The organism is Terriglobia bacterium (assembly GCA_020072785.1).
Classification (GTDB): Bacteria; Acidobacteriota; Terriglobia; order Acidiferrales; family UBA7541; genus Acidiferrum.
Window position 1 is genome coordinate 131507 of the sequence record JAIQGG010000005.1, and the last position, 23017, is coordinate 154523.

Here is a 23017-nt window from a genome sequence, read left to right on the forward strand (position 1 = left end):
GGCATGGCGCGCGTGTTCACGCAAGCGGAAGCAAAACGGCTCGGCCTCGCCGGGCGCAAGTCCCTGGAGATCGTCTCCGGCGCGCAAGGCGCGCGCGGCGTGACTCTCCGGCTCGTCGAGATTCCCGTATCCGGGCTGGAGGAGACGGCTCGCGGCCCGCATCAGCATAGCGATTTCGAGGAATGTATCTTCGTGCTTTCCGGCCAGGGCACGACCTTTGCGGAAAGCGGCGAGTTTCCGCTCCTGCCCGGGGACACCATTCTGATGCCTCCCGGGGAAAAGCACGTGACACGCAATACCGGCACGGAACCGCTTCGCCTCCTGTGTTTCTTTCCGGTTGCCGATATCACCGGCGGCACCCACGAACGCCCGGTCCCTCCCCAGGCGGCGAAAAAACCATGACCATTGACGTCCTCTGTTTGCGCCCCCTGGCCGACTTCGAACGCGTGGGCGTGCTGCCCCCGCCGCCGCTCCGCGTCGCCTACCGCTCCTTGAACGACGCCGATGTGCCGGCGCTGATGCAGTCCGCCCGCGCGCTGGTGATTCCCGCGGTCGGCCCGCCGATTCCCCCTGCGCTATTCGAAGGCACGGCCCTGAAACTTGTGCAGGTCACCGGCGCGGGGCTCGACCGCCTCGACCAGGCCACGCTCAAGCGCCTGGGCATTCCGGTGGCCAATGTCCCCGGCGGCAGCAATGGCGCCGTGGCGGAATACGCGGTCACCACCGCTTCCCTTCTTCTGCGCCGTTTTGTCTGGGCCGATGCCGAAATCCGCAGCGGAAACTACGCCGCTTACCGCGCACGGCTGCTGGCCGCCAACGTCGCCGGCCTCGACGGCCTGCTCGTCGGGGTAGTCGGCCTGGGCATTATCGGGCTGGCGGTGGCCCAGCGATTTCACGCCATGGGCTGCCGCATCTGCTATTTCGATCCTGCGCCCCGCGACCCGCAGGCCGCCCAGGCGCTCGCGGCGCAGTCGCTTTCTCTCGATGAGTTGCTGAAAACCGCGGACGTGGTCACCCTGCACGTGCCGCTGCTCCCCGCGACTCAGGGGCTCATTGGCGACCGCCAGCTCGCGGAGATGAAACCGGGAGCGGTGCTGATTCAAGCCTCGCGTGGCGGCATCATCGACGAAGCCGCTCTTGCCAGGCATCTCCAGACCGGGCATATTGGCGGCGCCGCCATCGACGTCTACTCGAGCGAACCGCCGGCAGCCGGCCATCCGCTGCTCACGCTCCAGGGAGACGCCGCGCGGCGGCTCGTCTTCACGCCGCACATCGCCGGCGTCACGCGCCAGGCCACCACATTTTTGTGCCGCTCCGCCTGGCGCAATATCCAGCGCGTGCTCCTCGAAAACGAGCCGCCGCTGGACCGCGCCTACTGACGGCGGAAGCGGAACGATTTTCAGTTTTTAAAGTGCCCCACGCGACTCGTGGGAGAAGGGGGATTCATGCCACAGCGCCGGCCCTGGTACGCCACTCTCTATGTGCAGGTCCTCATCGCCATTGTCGCCGGCATTTTCATCGGCCGCTTTTTCCCGAAGGCCGGCATAGCGCTCAAGCCCCTGGGCGACGGATTCGTCTCGCTCATCCGTATGATGATCGCCCCGGTGATCTTCTGCGTTGTAGTGCAGGGCATTGCCTCGATGAGCGACCTAAAGAAGGTCGGCACGGTCGGCGTCAAGGCCCTCGTCTATTTCGAAGTGGTCTCAACCCTGGCGCTGATCGTCGGCATCCTGGTCGCCGAGGTTCTGCACCCTGGCAGTGGCCTCAACATCGACCCCGCCACCCTTGATCCCAAAACGGCCGCGGGCTTCGTCACCCACGCCAAGGAGGCTGGCTTCATTGCCTTCCTCCTGGGATTTATCCCTCGCACCTTCGTGGATGCCCTGGCCGGCGGCGCCGTCCCGCAGGTTCTCCTGATCTCCATCTTGACCGGCTTCGCCATCTCCCGCATGGGCGAAGCTGGCCAGCGCGCCACGCGCGCCATTGAGCTCGCCAACAAGGTCGTTTTTGGAATCATCCGCATCATTGTGAAGGCCGCTCCCCTCGGCGCACTCGGCGGCATGGCCTTCACCGTCGGCAGCTACGGTCTCAACTCCCTGTCCAGCCTCCTCAAGCTGATCGGAACGTTTTATCTCACCAGTATCTTGTTCATCGTGATCGTCTTCGGAGCTATCGCCTACGGGGTCGGCTTTTCCATTTTTCGCTTCCTCGCCTTCATCAAGGACGAGCTTCTCATTGTTCTCGGCACCAGTTCGTCCGAGACCGTGCTCCCGGACATGATGCAAAAGCTGGAACGCCTGGGCGCCTCGCGCTCCGTCGTCGGTCTGGTCTTTCCGACGGGCTACGTTTTCAATACCGACGGCACCAACATCTATCTCACGCTCGCCGTGCTTTTCCTGGCCCAGGCCACCAACACGCATCTCTCGCTGGCACAGGAAGGCGCCATCCTGCTCTTCGCCCTGATCGCCTCGAAGGGCGGCTCCGGCGTGACCGGCACCGGATTTGTTACCCTGGCCGCCATCCTCGCCGCAGTCCCCTCCATCCCCGTCCAGTCCCTGGCTATTTTGCTCGGCGTCGAAAAGTTCATGAGCGAATGCCGCGCCTTGACCAATGTCGTCGGAAACGGCGTCGCTACGCTGGTCGTCAGCCGCTGGGAAGGCGAACTCGACGTCCCCAGGATGCGCGCGATCATGGCCAACTCGGCGGATGCGCCGTCGGCGAATAATGGAGCATCCTCCGCCACCGGTCATTCCTAGACAGGGGATCCTAGAGAACGGCAGGCATAGCCACTGCCTGTATCTGCAGCCCTCGAGGGTGTGATTCTTTGCGGAGTTTTGCCAGAGCCCGCCGCAGGACTCGGAAAGACATCTATGCGGTATGCGCTGGAGATCAGCCGCGCTGCAGACCGTTGGGGACCAGCGGCAGCGAACGCAACCGCACGCCCGTAGCGTCGAAAATAGCGTTGCCGATGGCCGGCGCGACGCCCATCAGCGGAGTTTCCCCCGCCCCCATCGAAGGCAGGTCCTTGCGGTCCAGCATCACGCTCTCCACCGGCGGAATATCGCGGAACCGCGGGACGCGATACAACGACATCAGCCCGTTCAAAATCCGGCCGTTTTCGAATTCCACAACCTCGAACAGCGCTCCGCCCAGCGCCATGATATTCGCTCCCTCGATCTGATTGCGCAGTCCATCCGGGTTGACGATCGCCCCGCATTCATACGCAGTCACCACGCGCACGATCTTGACCTCGCCCGAGGCTCGCTCGACGGCCACTTCCACGCAGGTCGCCACATATCCGCCCTTCTCAAATCCGCCGGCCACGCCGAACCCCTGCCCCGGTCCGCTCTTCTCCTTTCCCCAGCCGAACTTTTTCGCGGCCGCCTGGTACACATCGCGCAGCCGCGCGTCCTTCACATTCTTCAGGCGGAACTCCAGCGGGTCCATCTTCACCAGATGGGCCAGCTCATCCATGTGCGATTCGCGCGCGAAATGATTCGCCGTGGCCGCCAGCCCGCGGTAAGAGCCCTGCCGCAGCGGACTGCGTGTCGCATGAAACGCGATATGCTGGTTGGGAATGTCGTACGGCGTGTGGAATCCCGCGGCGCCGGAATTGTAGTTGTGAAATTCCCAGGCCGTGATCGTGCCGTTCTTCTGCATTCCGCTGGACACTTCGATGACCCCGGCCGGACGGAAATAGGCCCACGTGAACTCCTCTTCACGGGTCCACACCACCTTCACCGGGCGCTTCGCCGAGCGCGCCAGCCGCGCCGCCTCTACCGCCGCGTCGCCGGTGTGCTTTCCACCATAGCCGGATCCCGTGTCCGGCATCAGGACCCGCACATGCTCTTCCGGAATTCGGAAAGCGGCGGCCAGCTCGCTGCGCACGCCGAAGGGCCTCTGCGTGCCCGTCCACACGGTCAGATGGTCTCCGGACCACTGCGCCAGGGCCGCGCGCGGCTCGAGCGGGGTATGCGCGATGTAGGAAACGGTGTAGGTCTGTTGCAGGCGGTGCTCCGCGGAGGCCAGGGCCTGCTCGACGGAGCCAGCGTCATGACGCGTCGGGGCCCCCGTGGGATCGCCGCCTTCGGTTACATTTTTCTTCAGGTATTCGAACAATTCCTTCTGTGATGGCTGCGGCTCGGCTTTCCATTCCGCCTTGATGGCCGCGGCCGCGCGGGAAGCGATGGCGCTGCTTGGCGCCGCGACGCCGATGAAATCGCCGTCATGAACAACCGTGACCCCCGGCATTTGCTCCGCTTCGTGCGTGTCCAGGGAGACAAGCGTCGCGTTGAAGGAACTCGGCCGCACAATCTTGCCGTAGAGCATCTCCGGCCGCTTCTGGTCGGAGGGATATTTGTGTTTCCCGGTCACAAAGTCCCGCCCATCGACCTTGGGCAGCGGCTGGCCGGCCACTGTCCACTGCGTGGCAGGAGCGAGAGCCTCTTCGGCGGGTACGGTTTGCGTGAGTTGCTGTCCCTTTACGAGAACGGCATATTCCACCGAGCGCTTTGTCCCCGGATCGGTGATCTTGCCGTCCGTGGCAACCAGGCGCTGGCGATCCACTTTCCATTGCGCTGCCGCCAGATCCACCAGCAGATTTCGCGCGGCCGAAGCGACTTTCCTCAGTTGCAGATTCATGGTGGGGGTGGTGAGGCTGCCGAAGGTGCCCCTATCGAAGGGAGTCAATTGCGTGTCGCCCATGACCATCTGGATCTTGCCCATGGGTACGTGCAGCTCCTCGGCAACACCCTGGCTGAGCGAGGTCCGGATGTTCTGCCCCATTTCCACTTTGCCCGTATAGACGGTTACCACGCCGTTCTCTCCGAGATGCAGCCAGGCCCCGATCTCCTTGGGCAGCGCCTCGCCCATGGGCTGCTTGCCGCCGGTTTCCTGCGCGGCGCGCAAGTTCTTCGACACGCAGACCACCAGCAAGCCGGCGCCGAGAAATTTAAACCATTCGCGCCGGTCGATTTCGAAGTGATACGTGGGCGGCGCGGTAAGCTCGTAGCGTTCGGGTTCCAGCGGCAATTGGAAATCGGGCTTCTCGTTCATCGGCCGGACTCCTTCAGGACGCTCGCCGCCCTGCGGATCGCCGCCACGATGCGCGGGTGGGTTCCGCAGCGGCAGATGTTCCCCTCCATGAAGCGGACGATCTCGGCCTCGGATGGATCGGGATTGGTGTTCAGAAGCGATACCGCCGACAGGATCATCCCGGAGGTGCAGTAGGCGCATTGCATGGCGCCTTCTGCGAGAAACGCCTCCTGCAGCGGGTGCAGATGCTCGCCTTGGGCGAGGCCTTCAATGGTGGTGATCTGCTTGCTGGCGGCCGCTACTGCCGGTGTGAGGCACGAGCGGCGGGCCTTTCCATCGATCAGGACCGTGCAGGCGCCGCACTGGCCCTCGCCGCATCCGTACCTGGTTCCCGTAAGATCGAGTTGCTCGCGCAACACGCTGAGCAGGCTGGCTTCCGCATCGGCATCGACGCTGTAGCTGCTTCCATTTATCTGGAATTGAATCTTGGCCATCGCAAATCCTCGCTAGGGGAAATAAAGATAACATTCCGCGCGCCGCTCGGGGAGCTTTTTTTTCCTGCGCGTCCCGGGAAAAACTTCTTGACGATTTTTCATACAACTGTATCATTAGCGCATCCACTGCGGCAGGACGAGGAATTGCGATGCCGGGCGCTGCTTTTGCCCCGCGGGCCCCCTTCCCCTCTCCGCAAAGGTCCCACGCATGAGCCCTGACACGACTGTCGCCCAGGTAATTGCCGCCGCGCTGCTGCGCCACGGCGTGCAGACGATTTTTTCCCAAAGCCTCCCCTCCGCCGTCTTGCTGGCCGCCGAAGACCTGAGCATTCGCCAGTTCACCTACCGCACGGAGAACGCCGGAACGGCCATGGCCGACGGCTTCGCGCGCGTCTCCGGGCAGGTTGCCGTGGTTACCGCGCAGAACGGCCCGGCGGCCACCCTGCTCGTGCCGGGTCTCGCCGAAGCGATCAAGTCCTCCATCCCCATCGTGGCCCTGGTGCAGGACGTCAACCGCCCCACCACGGACCGCAACGCCTTCCAGGAGTTCGACCACTTCGGTCTCTTCCAGTCCTGCGCCAAATGGATCCGCCGCGTCACCGAGCCCGATCGCATGGAAGATTACGTGGACATGGCCTTTGCCATCGCGGCCTCCGGCCGCCCGGGCCCTGCTGTTCTCCTTCTGCCGGCGGATCTCCTGAACGAGCGCGTGACCTCCCCCGGCCGCCGCCAGGCGCGGCTCGGCGCGTTCCCGCTCGACCGCATGCTCGCCGATCCCGCGCGCATCAGCGCCGCCGCCGACCTCATCGCCGCGGCCAAGCATCCACTGCTCGTTGCCGGCGGCGGCATTCATCTCTCGAATGCGGCGGCCGAACTGGCTGCGCTACAGGACGCCGCGCATCTTCCAGTGATGACCACGGTGATGGGCAAGGGCGCCGTGGACGAGCGCCATCCCCTTTCGCTGGGCGTCGGCGGCTACAATCTGGGCCGCCTGTCCCCGGGACGCCACCTGCGGCCGCTGATCGAGCAGTCTGATCTCATTTTCTTCGTCGGCACGCGCACCGCGCAGAACGGCACCGACTCCTGGTCTCTCTTTCCTTCCAGCGCTCGCTACATCCATCTCGACATCGACCCCGCGGAGATCGGCCGTAACTATGAAGGCCTGCGCCTCGTTGGCGACGCCAAACTGACCCTGCCGGAGCTGACCGAGCGCCTGCGCGGCCGCTGCAAACCGCGGCCGGAGTTCGCCCAAGCCATTGCGGCTGCCCGCGATCGCAACGCCGGGGAGATCGCGCCGCTTCTGCAGTCGGAGGCCAGTCCCATCCGCCCGGAGCGCCTCATGGCCGATCTGCAGCAGGTTCTGACTCCGGAGACGCTGGTCGTCGCCGATGCCAGTTACTCCACCGTTTGGGTCGCCTGCTACTTGCGCGCCCTCGCACCCGGGATGCGCTTCATTACCCCGCGCGGCCTCGCCGGCCTCGGCTGGGGACTGCCCATGGCGCTCGGCGCTCGCGTGGCGCGCCCCGCCAGCCCGATTCTCTGCATCACCGGCGACGGCGGCTTTGCGCACGTCTGGTCCGAGCTGGAAACCTCGCTCCGTATGCGCGCCCCCATTGTCCTCACCGTACTCAACAACGGTGTCCTCGGCTATCAGAAGGACGCGGAGGACGTAAAATTCGGCCGGCATACCAGCGCTTGCTACTTTGCTCCCGTCGACCACGCGCAGATTGCGCGCGCCTGCGGCTGCCGCGGCGTCACCATTGCACGGCCGGCGGATTACCTCCCGGCCGTGCGCGAAGCCCTCGCCGCGAAAGAGACGACCGTCATCGACGTCCTCACCGATCCCCAAGCCTATCCGCCCGTCTCTTTCTTCGACGAACGCCTCGAGGCGGTGCGGCGCGCGGCGGGAAAATGAGCCAGACCTCTTTTCGCAACGCGGAACATCGGGGCACGCGGTCTTTCGTACGTTTCGCGCACAGCCACCTTTGCCAGCGGGGAGAATGTTCATGAGCATCCGGGGTCTCAGCCAGCGCATCGCGGTCGTTCTTTTTACCGCATTCCTGTTTGCTCTGGGTGCGCAGTCTGCCCGCGCCCAGACCGAACTCGTGGTCACCAACTACGGCGGTTCGTTCGAAGACGGATGGCGCAAGGCCGTCGTGGAACCCTTCGAGAAGGCCCACCCGGACATTAAGATCAAACTGGTCCAGAAGCTGGTCTTCGAAAGCATGGCCTTGATGCGCGCCCAGAAAGACGACGTCAAGATCGATGTATTCATGATGGACGAAGTGGGCGCGGCGCAGGCCACCGCCGAAGGGCTGGTGCAACCGATTTCCGTCAAGAGCGTCCCGCATCTCGCCGATCTCTATCCCGAGTTCCGCATGCCCGGCGATTCCTTCGCCAAGTTCATGTATGTTGCGGCGGTGATTGCCTATAATACCCAGCAGGTGAAGCCCGCTCCCCAGTCCTACAAGGATTTCTGGGACGCAAAGTACAACGGCAGGATCGCGATCAATAACCTGGACAGTGCCACGGGCCTCAGTTTCTTCCTCATGCTCCTCAAGACGGAAGGAACGACCATGGACCGCCCCGATCCGGCCTTCGCCGCCATGAAACAATTGAAGCCCAGCATCCTCACCTTTCCGGAGCAGCACGCCCAGCTCGCCCAGCTCTTCACACAGGGAGATATCGTCATGGCCCCCTGGGTTTCCGACCGCGTCGTGGGCCTTGCCAGCAAAGGTGTGCCGGTCGCCTGGGTATTGCCCAAAGAGGGCGGCATCCTCCAGGAGGGCGGGCTGGTCATCGCCAAGGGCACCAAAAAACTGCAGGCCGCTCTGCAGTACGTCAACTTCGCCTTGAGCGTCCAGGCCCAGGCCGCCAACGCCAAATACACCTTCCTCTCGCCGACCAACTCCAAGGTCGTGCTCGATCCCCAAACCGCCGGCAAGATCCCCAACGGGCTCAAGATCATCAGGACCTTGACGCGCCCCGACTGGAAGAGGGCCAACGAGCTTCGCCCGCAGTGGATCGACCGGTGGAACCGCGAAGTGACGCAATAGAAGATGGAGACGCGCCGGAGCACCATGCGATCCTGGTCCTCGAAGCCGCACGGCTCCTTCGCTCCCTGGGCGCTGCTCGGTCCCAATCTGCTGCTCATCCTTCTGTGCATGGCGGGGCCGCTCCTGCTGCTCGCCAGGATCAGCTTCATGGGCTACGAGGCGGGACACGGCATCATCCCCACATGGCAGATGGCCAACTACAAGAAGTTCTTCTTTGATCCCTTCTACCGCGACATTCTCTGGGGAACTCTCCTGCTCGGCGCCGAAGTTACCGCGCTCTGCCTCGTGCTCGGTTTTCCGCTCGCCTATGCGCTCTCCCGCGCGCGCGGTCTGAAGCGCGCCGTACTCTTCTTCTGTATCCTGATGCCACTGCTCACCAGTACCGTCGTGCGCACCTTCGGGTGGATGATCCTGCTCGGCAACAACGGCTTTATCAACCACACGCTCCTGCGCTTCCATCTCATCGCCGCCCCGCTGCGCCTGATGTACAACGTCACCGGCGTGATCATCGCCCTCGGAGAGGTCCTCCTCCCCTTCATGGTCCTGTCCATCGACACCGCCCTCCTCAACATCAATCCTTCGCTCTACGAGGCGGCCCAGAACCTCGGGGCCCGCGGCACCCGCATCTTTTTCCGCATCACCCTGCCTCTTTCGCTCCCCGGTATCGTGTCCGGCTGCGTCCTCGTCTTCACCGGCACGCTGAGCGCCTTCGTCACCCCCACGCTCATAGCCGGCGCTCGCTTCAAGGTCATGGCCACCATCATCTATCAGCAGGCTATGGCGCTGCTCGATTGGCCCTTCGGCGCGGCCATCGCCTTCACCATGCTGATCGCCATCCTCATCCTGTTCGTGGCCTCGTTGCGGCTCACGGAACAGAGGCGGAGCATCTGATGCGAATCGTCCTGCGCTTGCTCAACGCCATCATCCTTCTCTATCTCCTGGCGCCCATCTTCGTCGTCATAGCCACGGCATTCGGCACCAGCGCCTATCCCCTTTTCCCCCCGGAAGGCGTCACCCTGAAGTGGTTTCACCAATTCTGGAGCACACCCGAACTCCGCGACTCTCTGCGCATCAGCGCCACCCTCAGCGCGATTAGCACGGCCCTTGCCACCGTCATCGGAACTTTTAGCGCACTCGCCCTGGTTCGCTATCGCCTCCCTGGCAAGACCACCATCTCCGCCGTCCTGCTCTCCCCCATCCTGTTCCCGGCCATCGTCCTGGCTCTCGCCCTGCTCATCGCCCTTCAGCGCGTGGGCCTGACGCAAACCTTCACCGGCCTGGTCGCCGCGCATACCCTGCTCATCACCCCCTTCGTCGTCCGTCTGGTGATGGCCAGCCTGGCGGAGTTCGATCCTTCCCTGGAAGAGGCCGCGCAGAATCTCGGCGCCGGCTGGTGGCGCACCTTTTTTCGAATCACCCTGCCGCTTATTCGTTCCGGCATCCTGGCCGGTGCGGTCTTTGCTTTCATCATGTCCTTTGACGAACTGGTGGTTACCCTGCTTCTGGCCGGGCCCGAATTGCAGACCCTGCCGATTCGCATTTTCAACTACGTGCAGTACTCGAGCGATCCGACCATCTCGGCCATCTCCACGTGCCTGATCGCGGCCTGGCTGGCCATCGGCATCCCGGTTTATACGCGGTTCTTGTCAGTCCGGCACTCTTAAAGAGGATTTATCTTCGAATGGCTTATCTCACGCTGCGCAAACTGAAGAAAACCTACGGCGCAACCATCGCCGTGGAAGACTTCGACCTCTCCGTCGAGGCCGGGGAATTTGTCGCGCTTCTCGGCCCCTCGGGTTGCGGCAAGACCACCACGCTGCGCATGATCGCCGGCTTCGTCCCGCCCACCGCCGGGGAGATCTGGATCCACGACGCCGATGTCACCCACCTGCCGGCCCATCGCCGCAATGTCGGCCTGGTCTTCCAGAATTACGCGCTCTTCCCGCACATGACCGTGCGCGCCAACATCGAGTTCGGCCTGAAAGCGCATCACGTGGACTCGGCCCAGGCGGACGAACGCGTTCGCTCGGTCCTGGCCCTCGTCGGCCTCTCCTCGCAGGAGCATCGCTACCCCCGCGAGCTCTCCGGAGGCCAGCAGCAGCGCGTGGCGCTGGCCCGCGTGCTCGCGCTCAAGCCCGATCTTTTGCTCTTCGATGAGCCGCTCTCGAATCTCGATGCCAAGCTCCGCGTGCAGATGCGCCAGGAAATCCGCCGCCTGCAGCGCGAGGTGGGCGTGACCGCGCTCTTCGTCACTCACGATCAGGAAGAGGCCATGACCATAGCCGACCGCATCGTGGTCCTCGACCGCGGCCGCATCGCCCAGGTGGGCAGCCCCGCGGAGATCTACGACCGCCCTCAGACCCGCTTCGTCGCCGATTTCATCGGCATTTCCAATTTTTTCGAGGGCGCGCCCGTCTCCGAGGCCGGACGCAGCGTCTTCCGCTGCGAGAGCGGCCTCGAAATCAGCATCCCTCCGGAAAACGCGCCCGGCGCGCCGGGCGCCATGGCCGTCCGCCCCGAAAAGATCGAGTTTGTGAGCGCCGATGCGCCGCATTCGCTTCCCGGAATCATCCGCCAGGCCATGCAACTCGGCTCCACGATGGAATACCTGATCGAACTCAGCAGCGGGGATCGCGTCGTCGTCCACGAGCAAAAACGTCCTCGCGTCTCGATTCGCCAGACGGGCGAGCAAGTCCGCATCACGTGGCAGCCTGCGGACAGCATATTTTTACAGTCTTAAAAGGAGCGTTCCGATGACCGCGTTCGACGATTACGCCAAGAAGTTCGAAACCATCCGCTTCCGCCGCGAAGAGGGCATCCTGGAAATGTCCTTGCACACCAATGGCGATTCCCTGCGCTGGGGTCCCACGGCCCACGCCGATCTGGAGCAGGCATTCCTGGACATCGCCCGCGACCCCGAAAACCAGGTCATCATTCTCACCGGTGTCGGCGAAGAGTTTTCCGGCCCCGCGGTAACTCCCGCGATCAATCGCGCCGTGCCCAAGCTCTCTCCGGTCCAATGGGGCAAGCTGGGCGCAGAATCCAAGCGCTTCACCATGAACATGCTGGCTATCGAAGTCCCCATGATCAGCGCCGTCAACGGTCCGGCGCTGCGTCATCCGGAGCTGCCCGTACTCTGCGACATCGTGCTCGCTTCCCCGGAAGCCGCCTTTCAGGACTCCGCGCATTTCGCCGGCGGCCTCGTGCCCGGCGACGGCGTGCACGTCATTTTCCCGCTGCTCATGGGCCTCAACCGCGGCCGCTATTTCCTCCTCACCGCGCAGAAGCTTTCCGCTAAGGAAGCCCTGGATCTCGGACTTGTCAACGAGGTTCTGCCCCGGCCCGCGTTGCTTCCGCGCGCCTGGCAGCTCGCCCGCCAGCTCATGCAGCAGCCCGAACTCAACCGCCGCTATACGCGCATCCTTCTCACCGAGCATCTTCGCCGGCAGATGCACGATCTCCTCGGCTACGGCCTGGCGCTCGAGGGTCTGGCCATCGGCCAGTAGGCGCGTTCTCGTTTACCCGTTCGAAAGGGGTGTTGTCGTGGCAAACATCGCATTTCTAGGCGCGGGCAACATGGCACGGGGCATGATTCTACGTCTCCTCTCCTCCGGTCATGCGGTCACCGTCTACAACCGCAGCCCGGAAAAGACCGTCGCGCTAAAAGAGGCTGGCGCAACCGTCGCTCCCAACCCGCGCGCCGCCGCGGAGGGAGCCGACGCTGTCTTTTCCTCCGTCAGCGACGATCAGGCCTCCCGCCTGGTCTGGACCGGCCCCGACGGCGCTCTCTCCGCCGCTCTCTCTCCCGCCACATTTATCATCGAGTGCTCCACTCTGTCCCACGATTGGGTGCTCGAACTCGCCGCCATCGTCGCCGCCAGGGGCCTTCGCTACATCGATTGCCCCGTCGCGGGACGCCCGAACGACGCTGCGGCCGGCCAGCTCAATCTTTTCGTGGGCGCCAAGGAAGCCGATCTCGCAGCGGTGCGCCCGCTCTTCGAGCCCCTCCGCAAAAATATCTTTCACTTCGGACCGGTCGGGGCCGGCACCGCCTTCAAGCTGATCTACAACCTCATGGGTGCCACCCAGGTCGCAGCCCTCGCCGAAGCCATGCTGGCCGCGGAGGCGGCCGGCATTGATCTCCACACCGCAGCCCAGGCTTTCTCCGCCGGCTACACGGGCAGTCCCCATGTCATCCGCCACTCCGCCGTCATGGCCGAGGGAAAGCGCGGGCAGGCCGTCGCCTTTTCTGGACGCGGCCGCCTCAAGGATTCCCTCTACGGAGTGCACCTGGCCGAGAAACTTCACCGCCAGGCCTTCCTCGGCAAAGCCACCGTGCATGTCTTTGAACAGATGGTCAATCAGGGCATGGGTGCGTCCAACGACAGCGAGCTGATCGACGCGCTGCGCGCCGAAGCCCGCGTCCAGTCGCCGCCAAAACCATCCCAGAAATAATGCTGCATTCCGGCGCGGGAATCCCGGCCGGATCAGTTCTTATGGCAGGTCACGCACGCCGTTCGCGCGTTGTGCTTTTCGTGGCAATCGATGCAGCCGAACATGGCCGTCACCCCGGTCACACGGGCCATGGCCTCCAACTGGTCCACCTGCCCGTGACACATCTCGCATTTCATCCCGGCCTGCAGATGCGCGCGGTGGTTCCAGCTCACACCGGGGAGAACCACATAGACGCGCACCCAGGGTATCGGCGTCTTGGTCTTGGCATAATCCGCCAGCTTGCGGATGGCCGCCTTGTCCGTGGCGACCGTGGCATGGCAGCCCATGCACGTGGCGGTTTCCGGAAACTTCATCAGGACGCCCGGCTCGGGATTGGTGTGACAGAGATCGCAGGTCAGCCCCATGGCCAGATGCTTCTTGTGACTATAAGGGATGGGCTGCACAGGTGGTGGAGCTTCCAAGACTTTTTTCAGCGCTTTCTGCTTGGCGGCTGAGGGCGACGGTGCCTGTTGGGCCGGGAGCCCGAGGGCGACGAATAGGAGCGCCGCCAGGGTGTGCGCGGTCACGAGCAGGGCGAAGCTGCCTTTATTTCGTATCACGAGCCACCTCCGCGAATCAGAACTAGCCCACTCCTGAGTCAGCCTGCCGGTTGCAAGCGGGCAAAGACCCTGGCGAATCGTCCGGCTTCTTTCCCGCTCTTATGTTTTTTTCTTCACGACTTCCTCGATGCTTCTTCCGAAGTCCTTGAGCATGACTATCGCCGCATTGCGCCCGGGGCCACCCGAGACCGAACCGCCGGGATGCGTGGTGGCACCGGTCTGGTACAAGCCGGGGATGGGCATGCGGTGTTGCGCCCAGCCCGGTACGGGGCGCAGCGGGCCGGTCTGCGCTGGATCCTGCGCCCCGCCGTGGCACGTGCCGTGCCAGTTATGCGGGTTCATGCGCTCGAGATCCAGGGGACTTTCCACAATGCGCGCCAGGATCTTGTCGTCGGTTAGATTCGGCGAAAAACGCCGCAGGTAATTCAGATTGGCGTCGGAGATCTGGTCTTTGATCGTGTCCCAGTGCTGCGGGCCTTCTTTCAGTTCGTAGGGCAGATTGCCGATGACTTTGATCGTGTGTATGCCTTTGGGAGCGCGCGAGGGATCGGCAACCGTGCTGCAGACCACCAGCAGCGGCGGCTCCTCGACATTCACCCTCTTGCAGGCAAAGTCGTAGCCCACGCGCAGCGCGCGCTCCGGAGTCGCCATGGTGCCGGAAGCCACCGGCGAGATCGTGCCGCCGGCGACCGCATACGTCGGGGGTTCCGTCGTGGTGTAGTGCGTGACGAACAGGGTGATGCCCGCCTGCCAGGTCTCCACGCCTTCGATGAACTCTTTGCCGAATGCCTCGCGCGGCGCCATATCCACGAGGTGCTTGATGTGCACTGTGGAAAGCACGGCCTTCTCGCCACGGTACGAGCTGCCGTCGCCGCATTCCACGCCCGCGCATTTGCCGTTTTCCACGATCAGCCGCCGCACCCATTTGTTGGTGAGGATCACGCCGCCATGCGCTTCGATCAAGCGCGCGAGGGCCTGCGTTAACGCTCCCGAGCCTCCCTTGGGGGTGGTCCAGCTCCAGCGCTGGCGCCCGGAGACCAGCGCATAGGCCAGCCGCCCGGTCATCGAGTCTTCCGGCGGCACCACCGTCTGATAGGCCATCCAGATCATGAACGCCCGGCAGTGGTCGTCTTCGAAATTGTCGCGGATGATCTCCCACGCGGACATGGCCACGCGCCGCTGCCACAGCTTGCCCTTGGGATGCGCCGCCAGCAGCTCGTTGACCGGCTTTCCGAATCCTATCGGCGTGTAGGCGCTGGCGCCGAAGATCGGTCCGACCTCCGCATACTCGGTGATCATCTGCCGGTAAGCCGCCGCATCCTTCTTCGAAAACCGCGCGAATTCCGCGCACGTGCGGTCCAGGTCCCGCCACTGCGTGATGTAACTGCCGTCGGCAAACGGTAGATGCACCACCGGATCGGGAAAGATGTACTCCAGACCGTACTCGCCCAGCCCCAGCTCGTCGTTGCGCATCAGCGGGCTGTCTTGAATCAGGACGTGGGCCGACGAGCACACATCATGTTTCACTCCCGGCAGCGTTAATTCCGCGGACTTAACGTCACCGCCGACAATCGGCCGGCCTTCCAATACCACGCAGCGATAGCCGGCTTTGGCCAGGTAAGCCGCAGCGATCAGGCTGTTGTGTCCGGCCCCCGCAACCACAATATCAAAGCGTTCGCCCGGCGCCGTTCCCGGCCCCAGGGAGATCGATTTGGCCGCCAGCGGCGCGATGGCCGCCCCTTTTACGAATCCACGCCGCGACATGTTGCTCATGCGCTTCCTCCTGCTCTTGCGCGCGCATCCTGCCGCGCGCGCCCTTCGCTTTTCCGCAAACCTGCTCCTCCGCTACACCGCTGCCCGAAAACCGGCCGCCAGGAACGGAATAACATACTTCAAAGCGACTTCAGGCCGGGACGTGTCGAATCCCTTCCCGGCGATCGTCTGAATCTTCCCCGTATCCGCGAGCACAAACAGCATCACTCCGTAGAAACAGTTCAGCCGCCAGTAAAATACGTCGTCGGGCAGGCTGGCGTTGGCCTTGCGCAATTCCTTCGGCACTACCATGAATTCCGAATTGTAAATTTCCGCCATCAACTTGCGCACTTCCGGCGTCGGGTCCGTCGAAGCCCGCCCCAGCAACCGCCGGAACGATTCATTTTCCCGGCTTGCCCGGAACGCCGGCTCCAGCAGCGCCCACAGCAACTCCTCGAGACTCGGCTTCTTGCCGCTCTGCAGCAACTTCTCGATCCGCTGCTCGCGCTCCTCCCGCAACGGCAGCGCGCGCCGGTAGATTACGGCCTTGAATAGCTCTTCCTTGGTTCCGAAATGGTAGGGCACCGCGCCCAGGTTGACCTTCGCCGCGTGCACGATCTGCCGCACCGATACGCCATTGAAGCCGTAGCGCGCGAACAGCTTCTCCGCCGCATCCAGCAGCCGCTCCCGCGAGACGAGCCCTTGCCGCCGCTTCGTCACCGCTTTCCGTTTCCGCCGTTTTCCCATGCCGCCCCTTGCCGCCCGCGAGGCCCTTCGGCGCCCTCATAAATAGCACCGGGCATCGCCAATGGCCAACACTTTTTTCATACGTACGTATGAAAAATATTCCTTGACACTATTCATACAAATGTATCATAAGCGACGGTACCCGGTTCCGCGGCGCTCCGCCGCCGCCGGAACCCGGCGCACACGCAAAGGGGGGTCCCGTTCCATGAAAAAGAAAACCGGTCATCCGACTCGCCGCGAGTTCCTCAAAAATGCCGCAGGGGCAGGCTTGGCACTGGCCGGCTCCGCAGCAACGTCCTGGGCGAATAACCACCCCCATCCCTCTCCGCAGAGCCTCACCTACCTCGATCGCCGGATGTATAGCCGCAACATGGAGCTCATCGCGCACATCCTCCCGGGCCATGACCGGGGCGGAAAGATGCAGATGATGTCGGTGGGGCGGCAGCGCTATCTTTTGCAGCAAGGGGACGTGTTTGACATCTCCGATCTGCACAATCCGAAGATGTACAACCCGCAAGGCTACGAGGGTTACCAGGTCCAGGTGGCCTACAACAAGAACCTGAAGAAATGGATCCTGATGACCGGACAAGGGGCGCCCATTACCAGCTCGACTCCGGAAGCGCCCAATGGCAAGTACGATGACCCGAAACTGCTGAACGCGTGGAGGAACTACAAAGGGCTCCGTGGCGTGCGGTTCTACGATGCGACGGATCCGTCGAAGATCGTCAAGCTCTCGGAATTCAGCACCGGCGCCACCGGCTCGGGCACCCATCGCAACTATTACGACGGCGGACGGTACGCCTATCTCGACACGGCCCCCGATGACAGTTTCAGCCACCAGATCTCGTACTTCCGGCCGCTGGTGAACGGCAACATGATTGTGGATGTCTCCGATCCTTCCAATGCCAAGGAAGTCTCGATGTGGTGGGTGCCCGGCTCGCGGAAGAACGAGCAAGCCGAATATGAGAAATGGCAGTGGTCCCAAATCAAGTACGAGCATATGGACCAGACGCCCTTCGCCGGGCTTCACGGGCCCGTGTACGTCCCCAAAAAGATCGAGGACGGAGGCAACCGCGGCTACGGCGCGTGGGGATGCTTCGGCTTGATCATTCACGATCTTTCGGATCCCAAGAATCCGAAGGAGATCGGCCGGTTTGAGCCGCCCCCGCAATACGGGGCGGGAGGCATCGCCTTCCACACCATCTGGTGCGGGATGCTCGATCGCGGATTCGTCATCGGGAATGGGGAGACCACCAATCCCGACTGCAATCAGATTTTTCTCCCGGTCTGGGTCATTGATGTGCGCGACGAAAAGCGCCCCGTCCCCGTTGCGCAATTTCCTCGTCCGGTGCCTCCTCCCGAAGCGCCCTACCGCGATTTCTGCTTCAAGCGCGGACGCTTCGGGGCGCACAACCCGCCGCATTTGAAGGCTCCCGGCAATATCTCTCCGAACTTCATCGCCTATTCGTATTTCGACGCCGGCTTGCGCTGCTACGACATCGGCAATCCCTACCGGCCGGAAGAGGTTGCCTACTTCATTCCCCCGCAAGGCGGGGATTTGAAGAAGTTCGGCAGTTGGAACCGCACCGTGGACAACGTCCTCATCGAATGGGACCGCAATCTGATCTACGTCGCGGCCGATACAGGCATCTACGTGCTGAGCTGCCCGAACCTCGGCAAGCCCATCCTCGACCCCATGCCGGTGGCCGAGTGGTCGCTCGACAAACTGAACGAAGGCGCGCCGTAGATCGCGTAAGTGCAACCAATCCGGCATTCAGGCCGTCTACTACTGCAACTGCCCATGGCACCCAGGGCGGCGTACTTCTGCATACCGGCAGCGGAGCCACACCCGTCGATCGGCGGGACAGGCGGCCGGCATTACCTGGTCTTGTTCCACTCTAACCTCGCGGAGGGTTTATGAAGGTTTCGCGCTTTATCGGGTGCTCCACCGCCGTCGTGCTTCTCGCCGCCGGCATGGCCGCACTCGCGCAGACTCCGGCCCTGCAAACCATTCGCGTCGTCAGCTTGCCGGGACGTCCCCTGCCCCTCGTCGTTGCCGAAAAGCAGGGCATCCTCGCCCGCCACGGCATCGCCATGCAGCTCGAAGTCATGCCCAATTCCAACGATTTGCGCGGCGCTCTCGCTAGCGGTAAGGCCGATGTCGCCTATGCCGCGGTGGACAACGCCGTGGCCATGGTCGAGCTCGCCGGCGCCGACGTGCTCATCGTCATGGGCGGCGAAGGCTCGCTGAACGAACTGATCGTGCAGCCGGGCATCAAGTCGATCTCCGATTTGCGCGGAAAGATCCTCATCGTCGACGCTCCCAACACCGCTTACGCCCTGCAGCTCAAGAAAATCCTTCTCTCCAAGGGCCTGCAAGCTGGTCGGGACTACGAGATCAAGCCCGTCGGCGCCACCCCGCAGCGCCTGGTGGCCATGCGCGAGCACAAAGAGTACGCCGCATCCATGCTCGCCCCGCCCACGTCGATTCTCGCCCAGCGCGCCGGCTTCGTCAGCCTCGGCTCCACGCAGGAACTCATCGGCCCGTACCAGGCCGGGGGTGCGTTCGTGCTCCGCCCCTGGGCCCGCGCACATGCCGATCTGCTGGCGAACTATCTCGCGGCCTACGTCGAGGCGCAACGCTGGCTCCTGGCCCCGGCCAACAAGCAAGCGGTCATTGACCTGCTCATGCAGGATGCGCATCTCCCCGCCGATGTCGCCGCCGAAACCTACCAGCTCGAGGTCAGCAGCCCGGGAGGCTGGGCGCAGGACGCGCGCTTCGATTTGCAGGGCTTCCAGAACGTCCTCAAGTTGCGCGCCGAAGTCGAGGGGCAGTGGGGCGGCAAACCGCCCGCGCCGGAGAAGTATTACGATTCCGCCGTTTACCAGAAGGCGCTGGCCATGCTGCAGCCAAAACAGTAACGTTCACGATGCCTCCGCGGCAGCGTGGAAGGACGGACTCGGAGCAATCAGTCCAAGAGAAAGTTGCAAATTGCGATTTACACCACTCAAATGGAGGACAGCTTGAAACGATCTATCGGACTTGGATGGATTCTCCTCGGCGTGCTCGCCGCAGGAGCCGCGGCCGCGGGATACCACGTGGTACAGAAAGTGCCCATCGGCGGCCCGGACAAATGGGATTATGCCCTGGTTGACGAAGCCGCCCGCCGCGTTTACGTCACCCATTTCGACCAGGTCAACGTCCTGGATGCCGACACCGGCGCGGAAGTCGGCAAGATCGCCGACCTGCACGGAGCCCACGGAATCGCTCTGGCCCCCAAGTCCGGACGCGGTTTCATTACCAATGGCCTCTCCGATGCCGTCACCATCTTCGATCTGAAGACCCTCCAGAAGATCGCGGAGATTCCCGTGGGCAAAAAGCCCGATGCCATCGTCTATGACTCGGCCACCGAGCGTGTTTTCGCCATGAACGGCGAGAGCAACGACGCCACCGCCATCGACCCCGCCACTGGCAAGGCCATCGCCACCTTCCCTCTCGGCGAGGGGCCGGAATTCGCCGTCTCCGACGGCGGGGGGCATCTCTTCATCAACCTCGAAGACGAAAGCAAGACTCTTCGCGTCGATTCCAAGGCCATGAAAGTTACCGATCGCTGGCCGCTGGCGCCCTGCGCCACGCCCACCAGCATCGCCATGGATGCCGCGCATCACCGCCTCTTCGTCGGTTGCCGTAGCAAAGTCATGGCCGTCCTTAATGCCGACACCGGCAAGATCATCACCACGATGCCCATCGGCGGCCGCGTGGACGCCACCTTTTTCGACGCCGCCACCGGCCTCGCTTACTTTTCCACCGGCGATGGCACCGTAGACATTTTCCACGAGGACACCCCCGACAAATACACCGCCGTCGAAAGGGCGCAGGCCCTGCCCGGGGGCAGGACCATGGCCCTCGATTTGAAGACGCGCCGCATCTACGTCCCGGCCATGGACGCCGGCAAGTTCACCGTCCTGGTCCTCGCACCGTAACTTTCTGCTCCCCGCGATTCCCAGGCCAGCCTGGGAATCGCGGGGACAACGAAGACTCGCTCGCTGGAATTGATCCGCAAAGCACAAGGAATCGAAAGAGGACACTCATGCTTAAATACTCGCTGCTTCAACATCCCTTCCCTGCTCTAGCCCTCTTGTTGCTTTTCGCTGGTGTGCTCGCCGGCACCGCCCGCGCACAGCAACAGCGCGAACGCACCATCGACGAGGTCAAAACGGAAGCGGTGCGCCGCGCGGAAAACGGGATGTATCCGCTCATCGGACTCGATCCCGCGGATGTCCGGGAAGCGTTCGCTTCCATCAAATCGCTCGATGACGATGACTGGGCCGCGGGTTTCGGCGCGGTGGCCGACCGCTATATGGCTCAGGCAAAGGCTCTCGAAGCCAGCGATCCCGCCAAAGCCAACGCCGCTTACGTCCGGGCATGGCGCATCTATTCCTTCGGCCGCTGGCCGGTGCCGTCGTCCCCGGGCAAGCAACGCAACTATGCCAAAGCACTCGAAGCCTTTCTCGCCCATGCCCGCTTCATGGACCCGCCCTTACAGGTTGTGCGCATCCCCTTTGAAGGCTCCGAGATCGTCGGCTACTTGCGCCTGCCGAAGAATGCGAAAGGTCCCGTACCCCTGGTGATCGCCATCAGCGGTTTGGATAGCCGGAAGGAAGATCTATCCGAAAACTTTGGTGCCATTCTGCCCTACGGCATCGGCTTTCTGGCCGTGGATTCGCCCGGCACGGGGCAAGCGCCGATCAAGGCCAGCGAAACCGCGGAACGCATGTTCTCGCGCGTGATTGACTACGCCCTGACGCGGCCGGAGGTGGATAAGACGAAAATTGGCGCTGACGGCCAGAGCTTCGGCGCCTACTGGGCCACCAAGCTGGCCATCGTCGAGCACGCGCGCGTGAAAGCCGTGGTCGCACAATCGCCGCCTGTCCACGCTACGTTTCAGAAAGACTTTGTACTGAAAAATACGCTGGGCAATCGCGAGTATCTGTTCGGTCTCGTGCCGGCCCTCACGTCCATCTACGAGAATGCCAAGACAATTGACGACCTGGCGGAACTTCTCCCCAAGATGTCACTCGTGTACCAGAAACTCCTCGGCAAGCCGACAGCGCCGATGCTGATCATCTCCGGCGCTCTGGACACCCAGGTTCCCGTCTCCGACACCTACCTGCTCCTCAGCAACGGTGACGTGCCGAAGGAGGCCTGGATCAACCCCCAGGGCGGCCATCTCGGGCGCCAGGTGAAAGTCTGGCCCGATCCGGTCATCTTTCGGCAGGTCATCATCCCCTGGCTGGTCCGCACATTGGGAGTGGAAGGCGGCGACAAGGAAGCAGCGAAATAAAGAAGTAAGGAAACAGCATTGCGAGAAAGAGGTTGAAAGTCGAAAGTTGAATGTTGAAAGTTGGGACAGAAGAAAGAAGCAATACAGGGAGCTACGCCACGAAGAGCATTCGTGGGCAGAGGGAGCAGGCCCGGAATGGGCAGCGCTCCCTGCCCCCACCCCCATGTTTTCGTAAGAGTGGCAAATACAGGACTTAGAGGAGAGGGATGTCTAAGAGGGGCAAGGAAATGAGTTGAAGTGGCTGTTTTTTCAATGGTTTGTGGGTGGCTCGTAAAAGCGACAAACAAACGACCTATGGCTGCGATCTGTTTATAAGAAAGTAACTGGTTCGGGGCCGAAGATCTTAAAGAAGTTAAAAGAACTACGCGGTTGGAGCCCATAAATGGCGCGGCACAGAAGAATCATGCCTGCGTAACTAAATCATTATAACATATTAGTATCTATTGCCAAATGATTACTCGTAAGTGGCTTGTCTGCATTGGGATAGGGGATGCCGGTTCTGATTGGTAAGGCGGAGAAGTGTCTCTTGACACTGCCGTCGCTCTTATCGAGGGCACCCAAATTCTTTCTGGCGCGGTAAGGGTTAGCCTCTTGCAAGGGTCGCCAAAGGGCCCCTACCGAAAAGCTGCCGGCTACGGCATCTTGGCAGGCGCTCCCTGGATCATCGTCTGATAGCTGATGGAGATGACCCACTGCCCATTCTGTTTTACCCACAAGCGGGTCACGTGAATCGGTTTGCCGCTATGAGGCTGGTGCAGGCAGGTCATCACCACGGCGTCCCCGAAATCAAACATGCGCGCGGAGACCAGCGGGGGCGGAGCCGAACCCACGCCCAATTGCTTCTGCTCATCGAGCGTCGCGATGCGGTCCGCCTTGTGGTTCGGATGATCGCCACCCGAACTCACCTGCACGAACTCCTCGGCGATGTGCGGCGCCCAGGCGGCGGAGTCATGCGCCGTCACGCCCGTCTCCAGCGCCTGCCACGACGCGATTATCGCCCGCTCCGCTTCGTTCTTCGGCTCGTACGGCACCGTCTTGCAGGGGTTCTCGCACTCCCTCACGCCAGTCCCCGCCGACTTCGGCGGCTCGGCCATCTGCGTCACCTCGTGATACACCAGCGCCCGCCATCCCTCTGCCCGCTTCACCCAGATCCGCAAGGCGTACACTTTCCCGCGATTGGCAGTGACCGCTCCCACATCACCATACGTCCGCTCCTGCACTTCGATCCCGCTTTCCTCGCCTAGCCCGGACTTCGGCAACGCCTGCAGCACTTCTGCCCGCGTCAGCGTCTTTCCCGCCGAATCCGTCCACGTAAACTCCGCGTCCAGCAGCTTGTCCGCCGCGGCCTGGTCCGCTTTTGCAAGGGCCTGCACGAGCGCGCGATCCGCCTGCAGCACCGCCTGATCCTCTCCCGCAGCCACCGCCGGCTGAGCAAGAAGGGCCGCCACCAGGCCTCCAAAGACAAGCGCAAAAACGAGTACAAAGGTGTTTGCGTGTTTCATGGCTTTCGCTTCCTCCCGAAGATTGCCTGCAAC

The 23017-nt window shown here is 62.9% G+C and carries 20 protein-coding genes; 14 read left to right on the forward strand and 6 right to left on the reverse strand.

Going from position 1 to position 23017, the window contains the following annotated elements:
- Nucleotides 1-3: 3 nt before the first annotated feature.
- From LAN61_13425 to dctA, 3 genes are all read left to right on the forward strand, one after another.
- The gene (locus LAN61_13425; GenBank protein MBZ5541511.1) at nt 4-402 is read left to right on the forward strand and encodes a cupin domain-containing protein; all 399 of its coding nucleotides are present in this window, start codon (nt 4-6) and stop codon (nt 400-402) included.
- Nucleotides 399-1379 carry a hypothetical protein gene (locus LAN61_13430; GenBank protein MBZ5541512.1) on the forward strand — a complete coding sequence of 327 codons (981 nt, stop codon included), beginning with the start codon at nt 399-401 and terminating at the stop codon, nt 1377-1379. Before LAN61_13425 ends, LAN61_13430 begins: the two co-directional genes overlap by 4 nt.
- Before the next feature lie 66 nt (nt 1380-1445).
- Nucleotides 1446-2756 carry a C4-dicarboxylate transporter DctA gene (dctA, locus tag LAN61_13435; protein ID MBZ5541513.1) on the forward strand — a complete coding sequence of 437 codons (1311 nt, stop codon included), beginning with the start codon at nt 1446-1448 and terminating at the stop codon, nt 2754-2756.
- A 133-nt stretch (nt 2757-2889) separates the two neighbouring features.
- On the opposite strand, the gene LAN61_13440 is transcribed toward dctA, so the two are convergent.
- Entirely contained in the window at nt 2890-5055 is a 2166-nt protein-coding gene (locus tag LAN61_13440; GenBank protein MBZ5541514.1) for a molybdopterin-dependent oxidoreductase, read from the reverse strand.
- Nucleotides 5052-5528, reverse strand: coding sequence for a (2Fe-2S)-binding protein (locus LAN61_13445; protein MBZ5541515.1), 477 nt, complete (start codon nt 5526-5528; stop codon nt 5052-5054). Before LAN61_13445 ends, LAN61_13440 begins: the two co-directional genes overlap by 4 nt.
- 208 nt (nt 5529-5736) lie before the next feature.
- Between LAN61_13445 and LAN61_13450 the strand changes: the two genes are divergently transcribed.
- The 7 genes from LAN61_13450 to LAN61_13480 all read left to right on the forward strand — a co-directional run bounded on the left by LAN61_13450 (nt 5737) and on the right by LAN61_13480 (nt 13039).
- On the forward strand, nt 5737-7443 hold the full coding sequence (locus tag LAN61_13450) for an acetolactate synthase catalytic subunit (GenBank protein ID MBZ5541516.1): 1707 nt from the start codon (nt 5737-5739) through the stop codon (nt 7441-7443).
- Between the two features lie 91 nt (nt 7444-7534).
- Nucleotides 7535-8584 (forward strand): ABC transporter substrate-binding protein, encoded by a 1050-nt coding sequence (locus LAN61_13455; GenBank protein MBZ5541517.1) that lies wholly within the window; start codon nt 7535-7537, stop codon nt 8582-8584.
- Between the two features lie 24 nt (nt 8585-8608).
- Nucleotides 8609-9475: an ABC transporter permease gene (locus LAN61_13460; GenBank protein ID MBZ5541518.1), complete on the forward strand. Its 867-nt coding sequence runs from the start codon at nt 8609-8611 to the stop codon at nt 9473-9475.
- The gene (locus tag LAN61_13465; protein MBZ5541519.1) at nt 9475-10248 is read left to right on the forward strand and encodes an ABC transporter permease; all 774 of its coding nucleotides are present in this window, start codon (nt 9475-9477) and stop codon (nt 10246-10248) included. The genes LAN61_13460 and LAN61_13465 overlap by 1 nt, the downstream gene beginning before the upstream one ends.
- Before the next feature lie 17 nt (nt 10249-10265).
- Complete coding sequence (locus tag LAN61_13470; protein ID MBZ5541520.1) at nt 10266-11324, forward strand: ABC transporter ATP-binding protein; 1059 nt, start codon at nt 10266-10268, stop codon at nt 11322-11324.
- A gap of 13 nt (nt 11325-11337) precedes the next feature.
- Nucleotides 11338-12090 carry an enoyl-CoA hydratase/isomerase family protein gene (locus tag LAN61_13475; protein ID MBZ5541521.1) on the forward strand — a complete coding sequence of 251 codons (753 nt, stop codon included), beginning with the start codon at nt 11338-11340 and terminating at the stop codon, nt 12088-12090.
- Between the two features lie 37 nt (nt 12091-12127).
- The gene (locus LAN61_13480; GenBank protein MBZ5541522.1) at nt 12128-13039 is read left to right on the forward strand and encodes an NAD(P)-dependent oxidoreductase; all 912 of its coding nucleotides are present in this window, start codon (nt 12128-12130) and stop codon (nt 13037-13039) included.
- A 32-nt stretch (nt 13040-13071) separates the two neighbouring features.
- On the opposite strand, the gene LAN61_13485 is transcribed toward LAN61_13480, so the two are convergent.
- From LAN61_13485 to LAN61_13495, 3 genes are all read right to left on the reverse strand, one after another.
- The gene (locus LAN61_13485) at nt 13072-13638 is read right to left on the reverse strand and encodes a hypothetical protein (GenBank protein ID MBZ5541523.1); all 567 of its coding nucleotides are present in this window, start codon (nt 13636-13638) and stop codon (nt 13072-13074) included.
- A gap of 99 nt (nt 13639-13737) precedes the next feature.
- Nucleotides 13738-15411, reverse strand: coding sequence for an NAD(P)/FAD-dependent oxidoreductase (locus LAN61_13490; GenBank protein MBZ5541524.1), 1674 nt, complete (start codon nt 15409-15411; stop codon nt 13738-13740).
- Between the two features lie 72 nt (nt 15412-15483).
- A complete protein-coding gene (locus LAN61_13495; GenBank protein ID MBZ5541525.1) occupies nt 15484-16110 on the reverse strand; it encodes a TetR family transcriptional regulator in 627 nt (208 codons plus the stop codon).
- Between the two features lie 232 nt (nt 16111-16342).
- Between LAN61_13495 and LAN61_13500 the strand changes: the two genes are divergently transcribed.
- The 4 genes from LAN61_13500 (at nt 16343) to LAN61_13515 (ending at nt 21482) form a co-directional block, all read left to right on the forward strand.
- Nucleotides 16343-17884, forward strand: a complete 1542-nt coding sequence (locus LAN61_13500) for a twin-arginine translocation signal domain-containing protein (protein ID MBZ5541526.1) — start codon at nt 16343-16345, stop codon at nt 17882-17884.
- A gap of 170 nt (nt 17885-18054) precedes the next feature.
- On the forward strand, nt 18055-19059 hold the full coding sequence (locus LAN61_13505; protein MBZ5541527.1) for an ABC transporter substrate-binding protein: 1005 nt from the start codon (nt 18055-18057) through the stop codon (nt 19057-19059).
- A gap of 102 nt (nt 19060-19161) precedes the next feature.
- Nucleotides 19162-20121 carry a YncE family protein gene (locus tag LAN61_13510; protein ID MBZ5541528.1) on the forward strand — a complete coding sequence of 320 codons (960 nt, stop codon included), beginning with the start codon at nt 19162-19164 and terminating at the stop codon, nt 20119-20121.
- Between the two features lie 107 nt (nt 20122-20228).
- On the forward strand, nt 20229-21482 hold the full coding sequence (locus LAN61_13515; GenBank protein MBZ5541529.1) for an alpha/beta hydrolase: 1254 nt from the start codon (nt 20229-20231) through the stop codon (nt 21480-21482).
- 632 nt (nt 21483-22114) lie between these two features.
- Here the strand turns inward: LAN61_13515 and LAN61_13520 are convergent.
- Nucleotides 22115-22984, reverse strand: a complete 870-nt coding sequence (locus tag LAN61_13520) for a nuclear transport factor 2 family protein (protein ID MBZ5541530.1) — start codon at nt 22982-22984, stop codon at nt 22115-22117.
- Nucleotides 22985-23017: the final 33 nt, after the last annotated feature.

Excerpts from the sequence above, each read along its gene's own strand:
- LAN61_13490 (MBZ5541524.1), bottom strand. The coding sequence starts at position 15,411 with ATGAGCAACATGTCGCGGCGTGGATTCGTAAAAGGGGCGGCCATCGCG.
- LAN61_13455 (MBZ5541517.1), top strand. The coding sequence starts at position 7,535 with ATGAGCATCCGGGGTCTCAGCCAGCGCATCGCGGTCGTTCTTTTTACC.
- LAN61_13475 (MBZ5541521.1), top strand. The coding sequence starts at position 11,338 with ATGACCGCGTTCGACGATTACGCCAAGAAGTTCGAAACCATCCGCTTC.
- LAN61_13505 (MBZ5541527.1), top strand. The coding sequence starts at position 18,055 with ATGAAGGTTTCGCGCTTTATCGGGTGCTCCACCGCCGTCGTGCTTCTC.
- LAN61_13445 (MBZ5541515.1), bottom strand. The coding sequence starts at position 5,528 with ATGGCCAAGATTCAATTCCAGATAAATGGAAGCAGCTACAGCGTCGAT.
- LAN61_13460 (MBZ5541518.1), top strand. The coding sequence starts at position 8,609 with ATGCGATCCTGGTCCTCGAAGCCGCACGGCTCCTTCGCTCCCTGGGCG.
- LAN61_13450 (MBZ5541516.1), top strand. The coding sequence starts at position 5,737 with ATGAGCCCTGACACGACTGTCGCCCAGGTAATTGCCGCCGCGCTGCTG.
- LAN61_13440 (MBZ5541514.1), bottom strand. The coding sequence starts at position 5,055 with ATGAACGAGAAGCCCGATTTCCAATTGCCGCTGGAACCCGAACGCTAC.
- LAN61_13500 (MBZ5541526.1), top strand. The coding sequence starts at position 16,343 with ATGAAAAAGAAAACCGGTCATCCGACTCGCCGCGAGTTCCTCAAAAAT.
- LAN61_13430 (MBZ5541512.1), top strand. The coding sequence starts at position 399 with ATGACCATTGACGTCCTCTGTTTGCGCCCCCTGGCCGACTTCGAACGC.
- LAN61_13470 (MBZ5541520.1), top strand. The coding sequence starts at position 10,266 with ATGGCTTATCTCACGCTGCGCAAACTGAAGAAAACCTACGGCGCAACC.
- dctA (MBZ5541513.1), top strand. The coding sequence starts at position 1,446 with ATGCCACAGCGCCGGCCCTGGTACGCCACTCTCTATGTGCAGGTCCTC.
- LAN61_13515 (MBZ5541529.1), top strand. The coding sequence starts at position 20,229 with ATGCTTAAATACTCGCTGCTTCAACATCCCTTCCCTGCTCTAGCCCTC.
- LAN61_13520 (MBZ5541530.1), bottom strand. The coding sequence starts at position 22,984 with ATGAAACACGCAAACACCTTTGTACTCGTTTTTGCGCTTGTCTTTGGA.
- LAN61_13425 (MBZ5541511.1), top strand. The coding sequence starts at position 4 with ATGGCGCGCGTGTTCACGCAAGCGGAAGCAAAACGGCTCGGCCTCGCC.
- LAN61_13465 (MBZ5541519.1), top strand. The coding sequence starts at position 9,475 with ATGCGAATCGTCCTGCGCTTGCTCAACGCCATCATCCTTCTCTATCTC.